We start from the raw sequence: 12,843 nt of genomic DNA on the forward strand, positions 1-12,843 counted from the left end.
GAGCGGCCGGACACTCAGCCGAACAGGGGCGGATCAGCCGTCACTTCTTGCGGTTGAGCAGGACGAATCCCTGCTGTTCGGCCACGAGCCGATACCCCTGCTTAAGGGCACGTTCCAGCGAGATCCGCTCCTTGAAGTAGTTCTGGGGCCATCGCAGATGCGGCGGCACCCGGGTGTCCACCATGATCCACTCAGGGTTGGGCCGGCTGTCCGGCCAGCCGTAGAGGCTGACGCTCGTACGGTTGCTGAGCTGAGGCACGAGCTCGTTGTTCGCCTGGACCGTGGCACCGTCGGGAATGCGGTCCATCAGACGGTGGGCGACGGCGACGCGCGGATCGGTCCGCCAGGTGGCCGGCTGGGTCAGCTGCCACAGCGGGAACTGCGGAAGGATCAGGGCGGTCATCGCAGCAGAACCCGCGAGGTAGCGGCGCAGGCTGCGGGCGTTCGAACGCCGTCGGACCAGGGCGTCGACGAATGCCGCGAAGACGATCGGCATCAGCACCAGCGAATGGTGGAGGCTCGTCCCCCAGTGGGTGTAGAGCTCCGACGCGAAGCGCCACAGCACCGTCGGCAGCGCGATCCACAGCAGCGGGGACCGCAGGGCCAGGAACAGGGTCGGGGCCAGCAGGAACAGCAGCGTGCTGACCTTCGGCTCGGGAGTGATGAGACCGATCGTGCTCTTGTACAGCAGAGCGCCCAGACCTGCCTCGCCGCCCTCCGGGCCCGTCAGCCAGAAGAGATAGCCGTAGGTCCCCTTCGGGTTGAAGGCCGGCAGGATCACCAGCATCGCCAGCAGCGTCCCGGCCACGCCGGCCGCCGCGGTGATGATCCCGAGCCTGCGCTCGCCCCGCCAGGCGATGACCAGACCGATCGCGGCCACGGTGAGCCCGAGGTCCTCCTTCACCAGCACCAGCGGCAGCGCCCAATACACCGCGGCGCGCGACCGGCCGGTCCCCAACGCGACCAGTGAGCATGCGAGCAGGGGGACGGCGAACGCCACTTCGTGGAAGTCCGAGCCGACGGCACTCGCGATGCCCCATGAGAGGCCGTAGCAGACGCCGATGACCGCGGCGGCCGCGGAACCCAGCGCCCGGCGGGCCCAGAGCGTCAGCGGCACCACGCTCCCGGCGATCAGCGCGGCCTGCACCACGAGCAAGGTCTCCGGCGAGGACCACAGCTGGTACAGGGGTGCCACCAGAGCCAGAATCGGATGGAAGTGATCTCCCAGAACGGGAAAGTCGGGGCCTTTCACTTCGGAGACCGGCAAATGCCCGTCCGCGTAGGAGCGGACGACCTGCTCGAAGATCGCCAGGTCGAAGGCATGGGTGCGGAACTGGTGATGGAGCCGGACGGACAATGCCGCGTACGCGAGGAACAGCGCTCCCGCCAGGGCCCAGATCCACCACGGGACTGCGGAGAGAGATGCACGCGAAGGCTGCTCCGACTGCCGTTCCTTGAGGGCCGATTGCTGCGCTGGGAGTGAGCCGGTGGTGGCGGTGGGGGGTGCCTGCATGACCATGCCTTCCCGAAGCTGAGGCTGTCCGAGGCCCTCAAGATGCCAGCAGGCGCGGGGGCTTGACTCCGAGCCTGCCCCTGTGTGGTCGGAATCCTCCGAATGGCGGCACATTCCGCACGGACGCCGGTGGCATCAAGAGATCATCTGCCTATTCGCGCTGGTCGGCCTGGGTCGGAGCCATCCGATCCGGCCGACGCCGGGGCGGGCATGGCACGTTGCGGCGGTGAGCGGGAGGCAACCCGGGCACCGGCCGGGGCGGGGGGTCGGGGCGGCTCGGCCGCGTGTCCTACCAACGGGCTGCTCGCGCTGGGCCAATGTGTTGATCGTTCCGTGTGTCGCTCAAGGCCCCGGCCCGGGTGGGCGAACTATGCCAGGAGGAGGTCAGCAGGTCCTCCCGGAGCAATCACCACACTCGGTTCCAAGGAGCAATACATGAGTCCTGAGCACAGGACCCCTTCCGGCCTCGGCCCGCTTCCGCAGCGCGGCAAGCTGGTCGCCCGCGGCGCGATGGCGTCGCTGGCCCTCGTGATGCTGGGCTTCACCGTTCCTGCGGTGGCGGCCGGCCCCGCGGGCGCGCCCGGGGGCTCGGCAGGCACGTCAGCGGCCAACCCCTGCTACGAGGTCGAGGACGGCCCCGACGGTCACCGCCTCACCATGCTGAGCGACGACTGCGACGACGACGGCAAGGACAAGGACAAGGACAAGGACAAGAAGAAGGTCGGTCCGACCGGTCCGACCGGTCCGACCGGACCCAAGGGAGACACGGGAGACCGCGGACCCACCGGACCCACCGGACCGGCCGGTGTAGGCGCCACGGGTCCGACCGGACCCGCAGGACCCACCGGACCCGTAGGACCCACGGGCCCTGCCGGCGACGGCGTGTGCGTCGCCATCGACTCCTTCCGGACCAACGCCGAATTCCAGGTCAAGGCCGTGCTGGGCCCCGACGGGACCCCCTTCGGGGCTACCCAGGACTTCAACGTCGCGCCGCCGTACAACTGGGAGGAACTCACCCAGGCAGGCGCCTACCCGGACAACCCCTGTGACATCTCGGTCACGGAGCACAACAACGACGTCCTCTTCGAGGTGATCGGCACAGACGGATTCGTCGCCGAGCTCTTCTGCCGGATCGATCAGGGCGAGCCGTCGGTACTGGACTGCACCGACCCCGCGACACAACTCCCCACGGTATGGGTAGCGGCTAATCCGCAGCCGCCGTACGCGCCCCTCACTGCCCAGAACAGCGTGCTGACGCCGGACGTCAGCACGCGGGCCGTCGAGAAGGGGCTCTCGAAGAGCCACACGCGGTCCTGACCTCGTCGGGATCCCACTGATGTGTGCCGTGCCCTGACCGTTCGGGCACGGCGCACACCGCTGGCCGAGGGCGAGGAGGACGGTGCCCTGGCCGTGCAGCCGGACCAAGTACACCTACGTCTCCGCCGCCGGTGGGGCAACTCCGTCTTCACGAACGTCGCGCTGACCGACGACGGCGACGTCTGGTGGGAGGGCATGAGCGAGGAGCTGCCCGAGCACCTCATCGAGTGGAAGGGCAACGACTGCACACCGGAGTCCGCCCAGACAGAAGATGGATACAGCCCGGCGGCCCACCCCAACGCCCGCTTCACCGTCCCGGCCGGCCCGTGCCCGATCGCCGCGCCGGAGTGGGAGGACCGAAGGGCGTGCCGATCTCGGCGATCCTCTTCGGCGGCCGCCGCGCCTCCGCCGTCCCGCTGGTGACCGAGTCCTTCGACTGGCAGCACGGCGTCTTCCTCGGCGCGAACGTCGCCTCCGAGCAGACCGCCGCCGCCGAGGGCAAGGTCGGCGAACTGCGCCGCGACCCGTTCGCGATGCTGCCGTTCTGCGGCTACAACATGGGCGACTACATGGCCCACTGGATCAAGGTCGGCGAGCATGCCCAGGGCCTGGCGGGCCCAGAGGGTCGGGGGCACCACGCACACGGCGATCAGCGCTGCCTCGGGCTGTCCGAGGCCCTCAAGATGCCGGCAAGGCCCGGGGCTTGGCTCCGAGCCAACCCCTGTGTGGTCGGAATCCTCCGAATGGCGGCACATCCCGCCCGGACGCCAGTGGATTCAAGAGATCATCTGTCTTTTCGCGCCGATCGGCCTCCTCCTGCGACCGGCTCGGCCGCGTGTCATACCAACGGGCTGCTCGCGCTGGGCCAATGTGTTGATCGTTCCGTGTGTCGCGTAAGGCCCCGGTCCGGGCGGGCGAACTATGCCAGGGGGAGGTCAGCAGGTCCTCCCGGAGCAATCACCCCACTCGGTTCCAAGGAGCAATACATGAGTCCTGAGCACAGGACCCCTTCCGGCCTCGGCCCGCTTCCGCAGCGGGGCAAGCTGGTCGCCCGCAGCGCGTTGGCGTCGCTGGCCCTCGTGATGCTGGGCTTCACCGTTCCTGCGGTGGCGGCCGGCCCCGCGGGCGCGCCCGGGGGCTCGGCAGGCACGTCAGCGGCCAACTCGTGCTACGAGGCCGAGGACGGCCCCGACGGTCGCCGACTCACCATGCTGAGCGACGACTGCGACGACGACGACAAGGACAAGAAGAAGAAGGTCGGCCCGACCGGTCCGACCGGACCGACCGGACCCAAGGGAGACACGGGAGACACGGGAGCCACCGGCCCCACCGGACCGGCCGGCGAGGGCGCCACGGGTCCGACCGGACCCGCCGGACCCACGGGCCCTGCCGGCGAGGGCGCCACGGGTCCGACCGGACCCGCCGGACCGACCGGACCGCTAGGACCCACCGGACCGCTAGGACCGACCGGACCGCAAGGACCGACCGGACCCAGCGGGCCGTCGTGCATCGAGTGGGACGCTGTCACCTCGACCGGGTTGACGGTTGGGACCACCCCCATCATCGCCTCGTGGCAGTTTGAAGGCGTTCTCTTCGACGGGCAGGCGTGGGCCAAGCAATCGGAGCCGGGCGACCCCGACCTCGGCTCCAGCGAGGCGATCGACCAAACGGCCGTAACCGCCCCCCTCTGCACCCTCGCCGTGACCCATGAGGAGGTGCGCTTGGGCGATGACCTCGACCTCGGCCTCGCCAACATCATCGACAACGACGTCGTCTACATCAAGGCGCTGGACACGTCCGGTCGAGGCTACGTCGCGACGTGCGATCCAGGCGCGACTCCGGCGGATGACTTGGACTGCGGTCCCTTCGTCGGCGACGGGTTCCTCCCCCCGAACCCCTAGAGCCTGAAGACGGGGCAGGGTTTCCAGAGCGGTTGCCCCGGCCGGAAACCTTGACGACCTGATGTGTGCCGTGCCCGGTTCCCAGCTGGGCACGGCACACATGCGTCTGCTCTGGTCCAGCTCTACCGCCCGGTGCCGTACGCGGTCCGGGCCCGCCCCGTACGCCGTTGTACGGTGCGGGCCCGGACCTCTGAGCGCTGCGCGTCAGCCGAGGCGGGCCACCAGTGCGCGGTACTCGTCCCAGAGCTCCTTCGGGGTGTGGTCACCGAAGGTGTTGAGGTGCTCGGGGATCAGCGCGGCCTCCTCGCGCCAGACGTCCGCGTCGACCTTGAGCAGGAAGTCCAGGTCCGTCTCGGCCAGTTCGAGGCCGTCCGTGTCGAGCGCATCGCGCGTCGGCAGGATGCCGATGGGGGTCTCGACGCCCTCGGCCTTGCCCTCCAGGCGCTCGACGATCCACTTCAGGACACGGCCGTTCTCGCCGAAGCCCGGCCAGACGAACTTGCCCGCGTCGTTCTTGCGGAACCAGTTCACGTAGTAGATCTTCGGCAGCTTGGACGCGTCCGCGTTCTTGCCGACCTTGATCCAGTGGGCCATGTAGTCGCCCATGTTGTAGCCGCAGAACGGCAGCATCGCGAACGGGTCGCGGCGCAGCTCGCCGACCTTGCCCTCGGCGGCGGCGGTCTTCTCGGAGGCGACGTTCGCGCCGAGGAAGACGCCGTGCTGCCAGTCGAAGGACTCGGTCACCAGGGGTACGGCGGAAGCGCGGCGGCCGCCGAAGAGGATCGCCGAGATCGGCACACCCTTCGGGTCCTCCCACTCCGGCGCGGCGATCGGGCACTGCGCGGCCGGGACGGTGAAGCGGGCGTTCGGGTGGGCCGCCGGGGTGCCGGACTCCGGGGTCCAGTCGTTGCCCTTCCAGTCGGTCAGGTGGGCGGGAGTCTCCTCCGTCATGCCCTCCCACCAGATGTCGTTGTCGTCGGTGAGCGCGACGTTGGTGAAGACCGCGTTGCCCCACAGGGTCTTCATGGCGTTGGCGTTGGTGTGCTCACCGGTGCCGGGCGCGACGCCGAAGAAGCCCGCCTCGGGGTTGATCGCGTACAGCCGGCCGTCCTCGCCGAAGCGCATCCAGGCGATGTCGTCCCCGATGGTCTCCACGGTCCAGCCGGAGATCGTGGGCTCCAGCATGGCGAGGTTGGTCTTGCCGCAGGCGGACGGGAACGCGGCGGCGACGTACTTGGCCTCGCCCTGCGGCGGGGTCAGCTTGAGGATGAGCATGTGCTCGGCGAGCCAGCCCTCGTCGCGGGCCATGACGGAGGCGATGCGCAGGGCGTAGCACTTCTTGCCGAGGAGCGCGTTGCCGCCGTAGCCGGAGCCGTACGACCAGATCTCACGGGTCTCCGGGAAGTGCGAGATGTACTTCGTGCTGTTGCACGGCCACGGCACGTCCTCCTGGCCGGGCTCCAGCGGCGCGCCCAGGGTGTGGACGGCCTTCACGAAGAAGCCGTCGGAGCCGAGCTCGTCGAGGACGGGCTGTCCCATGCGGGTCATCGTCCGCATGGAGACCGCGACATAGGCGGAGTCGGTGATCTCGACGCCTATCGCGGAGAGCTCCGAGCCCAGCGGGCCCATGCAGAACGGGACGACGTACATCGTCCGGCCGCGCATCGAGCCGCGGAAGATTCCCCCAGAGCCTTCGGCCTGGGAGGTGCCCCCACTCTCGCCGGCGAAGATGGCCTTCATCTCGGCCGGGGCCTTCCAGTGGTTCGTCGGGCCCGCGTCCTCCTCCTTCTCGGAGCAGATGAAGGTCCGGTCCTCGACCCGGGCGACATCGGTCGGGTCGGATGCGGCGTAGTACGAGTTCGGGCGCTTGATCGGGTCCAGCTTCTTGAACGTGCCCTTGGAGACGAGCTCCTCGCACAGGCGCTCGTACTCGGCCTCGGAACCGTCGCACCAGACCACCCTGTCCGGCTGCGTGAGAGCTGCGATCTCGTCGACCCAGGAGACGAGTTCCTGGTGATTGGTGGGGACGGTGCTGGGAGCCGCGATGTCGCGCGCCACGATCGCTCCTAAATGAGGGGTTTGAAGGTTGTTTGCCCCGTGGGGGCCGCGACCCGGACGCTTCGTAGCCGCTCATCCGGTGCCGACCGCACTCATCTGATCATCCGTGCAGTGCGCCCATATGTCCAGAGGACCTCTCACGTGAGCATCGCCACTCAGGCTCAGAACTTACGGGCCCGTAGGTAGCATGCCGCCATGACAGCTGCTTCGCCCGATGAGGCCGAGACTGAAGATCGACTGCCGGTGAAGCCGAGGCTGCGGGGGTGGCTGCACGCAGGGATGTTTCCCGCCGTGCTTGTCGCGGGAATCGTCCTGACGGCACTCGCGGACTCGACGCGCGGCCGGATCGCGTGCGGGATCTACATACTGACCGCATGCCTGCTCTTCGGCGTGAGCGCGCTCTACCACCGGGGTGACTGGGGGCCGCGCGCGACGGCCGTGCTGCGCCGGCTCGACCACGCGAACATCTTCCTGATCATCGCGGGCACCTACACCCCGCTGACCCTGCTGCTGCTCCCCGACTCCACCGGGCGGGTGCTGCTGTGGGCGGTCTGGGCGGCCGCGGCGGCGGGGATCGCTTTCCGGGTGTTCTGGGTCGGCGCCCCGCGCTGGCTCTACACGCCGTGCTACATCGCGATGGGCTGGGCCGCCGTCTTCTTCCTGCCCGACTTCATGCGCACGGGCGGCATCGCGGTCCTCGTGCTCGTGATCGTCGGCGGGCTGCTCTACAGCGCGGGCGGAGTGGTCTACGGGATCAAGCGCCCGAACCCGTCACCGCGCTGGTTCGGCTTCCATGAGGTCTTCCACACCTTGACGCTGGCGGCGTTCGTCGTGCACTACGTCGGCATCTCGCTGGTGGCCTACCAGCACACCTGACCTCGCACGGGGACACGCCTCCCCGGACGCTCACGAACGGCCCGCGGCCCTCGCCGCGGGCCGTTCGGCGTTCCGCGGCCCCGCACTCACCAACCTATTGACGCTCGCAATCTTTTGACAGTTAATTCTACTTGACACTTACTCTTACGAAGGTGGCCGCATGGCTGCGGCACAGAACCCTCTGGCCGCGGCGCTGGTCACCAGGCTGTTGCCGGGCCGCGCACCGGTGGCCCCGGAGGCGGATCCGGCCGGCACGCGCGTGCCGTGACCGGCGGGGCGGGGGCGGCGTGCGGGGTGCGCCTGCGGCGGGGCGGGGGCGCCTACGGCGGGCCGTCTCCCCGCCCCTCCCCCTACGCCCTACGGCGTGGGGGGACCCCACTTCCCGAGCTGTCGGCAAGCCCCCAGACCTCCGAAACGTGACCGGCACCGTCCGGTCGGCCCGCGTGTCCGTCCTCAGACGCCGGACGGGCTCCTTCAGGGCCGGAGTGATGGACGAGAATGAGCCGCATGGCCGCCGAACTCCGCTCCGACGCAGAGCCCCGCCTGGGCCTGCGCGAGCGCAAGAAGCTCAAGACCCGCATCGCGATCCGCAAGGCCACCTACCGGCTGATCGCCGAGCAAGGCTACGAGGCGACCACCATCGAGCAGATCGCCGCGGCGGCCGAGGTCTCCCCCTCCACCGTCTTCCGCTACTTCCCCACGAAGGAAGACATCGTCCTCACCGACGAGTACGACCCGATCATGGAACAGGTGCTGCGGGCCCGGCCCGCCGACGAGCCGCCGCTGGAATCGCTGCGGATCATCCTCACGGGCGCCGTCGCGGAGATCCTCGAGAACGAACCCGAGGAGATGCGCCAGCGGACGAGGCTCATGGTCGAAGTCCCCGCCCTCCGTGCCCGGATGACCGAGACCATGGCCGCGACCTCGCAGCTGCTGGCCCGCCCGATCGCCGACCGCGTCGGGCGCGACCCCGACGATCTGGAGGTCCGGGTGTTCACCGCGTCGGTGATGGGCGCGCTGCGCGAGGCGATGCTCTACTGGGCCGAGCGCGACCAGAAGGACGATCTGGTCGCGCTCGTCAACCGCACCCTGGACACGCTCCGGGGCGGGCTAGGGGGTGGCTTGCGGATCAGGCCGGATCAGCGAGCGGGGTCTGGTGCCGTGCATCGCAAGGCGGAGGAGGAAATCGACGCGGAGCGTCGGTGACCGACGACAACGCAGCGAGGTGCGGCACCAGGGCACGCGAGCCTGGCAAGATCCGCAAGCCACCCCCTGACCCTCTGAGCTACCTCCTCACGTCCCCCTTGCCGCAGGTCCGGCCGTCCCGGTCCGGGTCGAGCCGCAGCGGATCGTCCTTGCCGTTGACCTTCAGCCGGCCGTACCCGTGGGCGGCCAGCCAGTCGCAGCGGGACTTCGTCGTCGCCTTCACCGGCTCGGGGAAGGTGAGCGGGACGCACACGTTCGCCGAGCCGTAGTGCCGGTCGCAGCCCGCGATCCGAGGGCTGACCGGGGCGGAAGACCGCTTCTTTCCGTTCTTCTTCGGGGACTTGGCGAGGTCGCCCGCGAAGTCGTGGACGTGCGCAGAGGGCGCCTCGCCGGCCGACCTCAGCGCCGCGGGCGCGGCCCCCAGGTGCACCCATTCCGCGACCGTCGGAATGCCGTTGGCGTCCACGCCGAACAGCATGTACCAGCCGGGCGGCGCGAGATTCGGGTTGCCGGTGACGTTCAGGTCGATCGTGCGGTCGTCCACCACGCTCATCGGCAGGTCCACGAACCGCTGGTTCGGGTCCGACGAGTGGGTGACGGCCGCCGGACGGATCAGCTCCGCCTTGGCGATCGGCCGGTCGACGGTGATCCGCTGCGCGTCGCCGTACTGCCACTCCCGGTCGATCACCGAAGTGATCCGCGGGCGCGGACCCTTGAGCAGATAGGGCGGGGTGTAGATCGACACGTTGTGGTTGTACGTGCCGTTGCCCGGATTGTCGCCGACGGCCATCACCCGGCCGTCGGGCAGCAGGAAGGCCGAGGAGTGGTACGTCCGCGGGATCGGGTCCGCCGCCAGGCCCTCCTCGTACGTGTCGGTCGTCGGGTCGAAGAAGGACGCCTCGTACACCGGGTCGGCCCGGTCGTGCAGTCCGCCGCCGGTCTCCAGGACCTTGCCGTCCGGCAGCAGCACGGCGGAGACGAACATCTTGCCCTCGTCACCGGTCTGCGGACGCTTGCCCTGGCCCTGGTCGACGAGGCCCTGCGGCAGCGGCGGGCCCGCCGTGTACTGCGGGTTCGGCTGCTTGAGGTCGATGATGTCGGTGAGGCGGTTGGCCGTCGGGTTGGTCTCGTTGTTGCCGCCGCCGATCGTCAGCACCCGCTGGTCCTGCGCCGGGGGCAGCAGCACGCTCGCGCTCTCGTCGCGCTGGTCCTTGTTCCTGAGGCCCGGGACGTCGGTGATCGTGTTGGCGTCGTAGTCGTAGATCGAGGCGCCCGTTCCCGCGGTGCCGTTGCCGAAGACATGGCTGCCGGAGTAGAAGAGCCGGCCGTCCTGCATGAGGATCATCGACGGGTACAGGCCCCAGTACGACCAGGTCTGGTTGACCTCGTTCATCGGCAGCCACTTGCTCTGCGCGGCCGAGAACTTCTCCGCCGTCACATTGCCCGTGGAGTCCTCCTTCAGACCGCCGAAGGATATGACGTCGCCGTTGCCGAGGATCGTCGCCGACGGGTACCAGTGGCCGTCGTGCATGTCGTTGGTGCGTGTGTACGTCTCCGTCACCGGGTCGAAGATGTACGAGTCCTTCAGGCCCTGGTAGCCGATCCTGCCGTCGGCCGACGGATACCCCTTGTTGCCGCTCATCACGAGCACGCGCCCGTCCGAGAGCTGCACATGCCCGGCGCAGAACATGTCCGCCGGGGTGGGGATGTTCTTGTACGTGCCGGCCACCGGGTCGTACACGGCGGAGGTGAACGTGCCTGCCTCGAACATCGACGGGTCGTTGCCGGAGCCCGCGATCAGCAGCACCTTGCCGTTGTGCAGCACCACCGAGTGCATGGAGCGCACCGGGTTCTGCGTGGGCATGACGTCCCACCTGCCCTTGACGCACTCCTCCGGCGTGCCGGTGCACACGGGGTCGGGCGCGGGCGGGGCGACCTCCTCCATCACGTAGTCGTCGGTGGTGACGCTGCCGGTGCCGAAGACGGAGACGCCCCAGGCGATCCGGTCGGTGCCCGGCGGGACGACGGGCGTACGGACCTCGGTGCGGGTGTAGTCCGCCTCCATCGGGAGGGTGCGCAGGTCGGTCCAGTACTGCCAGCCGGCGGTCGCGTCGTGCCGGAAGAGGGTGAGCGAGGTGTCCGGGGTCGTCGACTTGTACCAGAGGGACAGGTCGTACTGCCGCTCCGGAACGACGGAGGGCGCGCACGCGGCGGACTCGGTGACGAGGGCCTTGCGGTCGCCGTCGACGCGGCGGGTCAGCTCGACCTTCATCGCGGCGGAGCCGCTGTGGGCGTCGGTGGTCGTGGTGAACGTGAAGTCGTTGTCCCCCCAGCCGGACTTGGACCAGCAGGACGGCATGTCGCCGGTGCCGGTGGTCTCGAAGCCGGGGTTCTTGACGAGGTTGGGGCCCGCGGTCGCGGACTGCTGGGCGGAGAGCAGCAGCCCTCCGGTCATGACGGCGACGGCGAGCAGAGCGGTGCGTCTGCGCGTGGATGGCATCAACTGGTGCTCCTTGCTGTGCGACTCCTACGCCCCTCGCGGGGCAGATAGACCAGCGCCTCGGTCCCGGCGAAGCGCAGGACGAACGTGGTGAGCAGCGCGAGGGCGGTGGCGGGCACCACCGCCAGCTGGAGCTGCCCGACGAACAGGGCGATCAGCGGGAGGCGCAGCAGCAGATCGGCGTTGGCGAGCAGCGCGAACCGGCCCACCCGGTCCGCCCAGTGCCGGTGATGGCGCCGGTCGCGGAAGAGCAGCACCTCGATGAGGAGGAAGTTCCACAGCACACCCAGCTGGTTGGCGAGGATCTCGGAAGGCAGGTAGTGCAGCCCGCCGCCGACCAGCACGTGCAGCGCGAGAAGGTTGGGGACGAAGCCGGTGAGCCCGATCAGGCCGAAGGCGATCATCCGGGCGAGCGGCGACGCGGTACGCAGCTCGACCAGGTGCCGCAGGAAGCGCGCGCCTTCCTTCGCCGTCGACTTGGACTCGCCCGCGAAGCGGTCCTGGAAGACGAACGGCACCTCGGCGACCGCGGCCGGCCGGCAGCGTACCGCCAGCTCCAGCAGGATCTTGTAGCCCAGCGGCTTCAGCGCGTCCGCGGTCACCGCCGCACGGCGGATCGCGAAGAAGCCGCTCATCGGGTCGCTGATACCGCGCAGCGCGCGCGGGAAGAGCCCCTTGGCCAGCCAGGTCGCGCCGCGTGAGACGGCGACCCGGTAGCCGCCCGCGAGCCCGGCGCGGCTGCCGCCGGGCAGATAGCGGCTGGCGACGACGAGGTCGGCCGACTCCTTCTCGCCCGTGGCGACGAGGTCGGGCACGAGGGCAGGCGGATGCTGCAGATCGGCGTCCATCACCACGATCCAGTCGGACCCTGCGGCCCTCAGCCCCTCGACGACCGCCCCGCCGAGCCCGCCCTCGGGCACGTCGCGATGGATGACGGACACCGGGAACGGGCACTCGCGCGCGGCCTCGGCGATCACGGCCGGGGTGTCGTCGGTCGAGTCGTCGACGAAGACGACCTCGCAGGGCAGCCGCACGGGCACCGAATCGGCGAGCCTGCGCAGCAACTCGCGGACGTTCCCCGACTCGTTGAAGGTGGGGATGACGATGGTGACGGCACCGGGCTCCGCGACGTCGGCCGGCTCCCGCACCTCGGCGGCCCGCCGTCCTGCGTCGGTGCCCGCCGCATCGGTGCCCGCGGCCGGTCCGGGCGGCGCGTCCGTGGCCACGAGCACATGAGCCGCCCCGGCGTCGCCCACCCGAGCCACGTGCTCCGGGGCGAGCCGGTCACCGACCGTCTGCGCCGCGCCCGCGCCGTGGCGGCGCCCCGCCGTCGGGTCGGCCGCCATGCCGTGCGCGGCGGGCTGAGATCCGGCACCCGGCCCACCGGGCCGGTCCGTGGGTGGAACGGGCGCATCGAGGCGCCGGTCGGGCGACGGGAGGCCGGAGGGATCGTCCACGCCTTCGACTCCTGT

The 12,843-nt window shown here is 69.9% G+C and carries 8 protein-coding genes and 1 pseudogene; 5 read left to right on the forward strand and 4 right to left on the reverse strand.

Annotated features, from left to right (window positions below; translation table 11 throughout):
- Nucleotides 1-40: 40 nt before the first annotated feature.
- The gene (locus ACWCP0_RS00260; RefSeq protein WP_451076632.1) at nucleotides 41-1,513 is read right to left on the reverse strand and encodes a DUF2079 domain-containing protein; all 1,473 of its coding nucleotides are present in this window, start codon (nucleotides 1,511-1,513) and stop codon (nucleotides 41-43) included.
- Between the two features lie 435 nt (nucleotides 1,514-1,948).
- On the opposite strand from ACWCP0_RS00260, the gene ACWCP0_RS00265 reads away from it, so the two are divergent.
- From ACWCP0_RS00265 to ACWCP0_RS00275, 3 genes and pseudogenes are all read left to right on the forward strand, one after another.
- Nucleotides 1,949-2,830 (forward strand): hypothetical protein, encoded by an 882-nt coding sequence (locus ACWCP0_RS00265; RefSeq protein WP_451076633.1) that lies wholly within the window; start codon nucleotides 1,949-1,951, stop codon nucleotides 2,828-2,830.
- A 120-nt stretch (nucleotides 2,831-2,950) separates the two neighbouring features.
- Nucleotides 2,951-3,423, forward strand: a pseudogene (locus tag ACWCP0_RS00270) (phosphoenolpyruvate carboxykinase domain-containing protein); the annotation flags it as partial.
- A gap of 393 nt (nucleotides 3,424-3,816) precedes the next feature.
- Nucleotides 3,817-4,731 (forward strand): hypothetical protein, encoded by a 915-nt coding sequence (locus tag ACWCP0_RS00275; RefSeq protein WP_451077021.1) that lies wholly within the window; start codon nucleotides 3,817-3,819, stop codon nucleotides 4,729-4,731.
- 204 nt (nucleotides 4,732-4,935) lie between these two features.
- On the opposite strand, the gene ACWCP0_RS00280 is transcribed toward ACWCP0_RS00275, so the two are convergent.
- The gene (locus ACWCP0_RS00280; RefSeq protein WP_451076634.1) at nucleotides 4,936-6,789 is read right to left on the reverse strand and encodes a phosphoenolpyruvate carboxykinase (GTP); all 1,854 of its coding nucleotides are present in this window, start codon (nucleotides 6,787-6,789) and stop codon (nucleotides 4,936-4,938) included.
- Between the two features lie 195 nt (nucleotides 6,790-6,984).
- Here ACWCP0_RS00280 and trhA point away from each other — a divergent pair, with 195 nt between their 5' ends.
- Both trhA and ACWCP0_RS00290 read left to right on the forward strand, forming a co-directional pair.
- Nucleotides 6,985-7,665, forward strand: a complete 681-nt coding sequence (gene trhA, locus ACWCP0_RS00285; protein WP_451076635.1) for a PAQR family membrane homeostasis protein TrhA — start codon at nucleotides 6,985-6,987, stop codon at nucleotides 7,663-7,665.
- 507 nt (nucleotides 7,666-8,172) lie between these two features.
- Nucleotides 8,173-8,871, forward strand: coding sequence for a TetR/AcrR family transcriptional regulator (locus ACWCP0_RS00290; protein WP_451076636.1), 699 nt, complete (start codon nucleotides 8,173-8,175; stop codon nucleotides 8,869-8,871).
- 79 nt (nucleotides 8,872-8,950) lie between these two features.
- Here ACWCP0_RS00290 and ACWCP0_RS00295 read toward each other — a convergent pair whose 3' ends face one another.
- Nucleotides 8,951-11,371: a galactose oxidase-like domain-containing protein gene (locus tag ACWCP0_RS00295; protein ID WP_451076637.1), complete on the reverse strand. Its 2,421-nt coding sequence runs from the start codon at nucleotides 11,369-11,371 to the stop codon at nucleotides 8,951-8,953.
- Nucleotides 11,371-12,828, reverse strand: a complete 1,458-nt coding sequence (locus ACWCP0_RS00300; RefSeq protein ID WP_451076638.1) for a glycosyltransferase — start codon at nucleotides 12,826-12,828, stop codon at nucleotides 11,371-11,373. The genes ACWCP0_RS00295 and ACWCP0_RS00300 overlap by 1 nt, the downstream gene beginning before the upstream one ends.
- Between the last annotated feature and the right edge of the window lie 15 nt (nucleotides 12,829-12,843).

This window comes from Streptomyces sp. NPDC001970 (genome assembly GCF_053594115.1).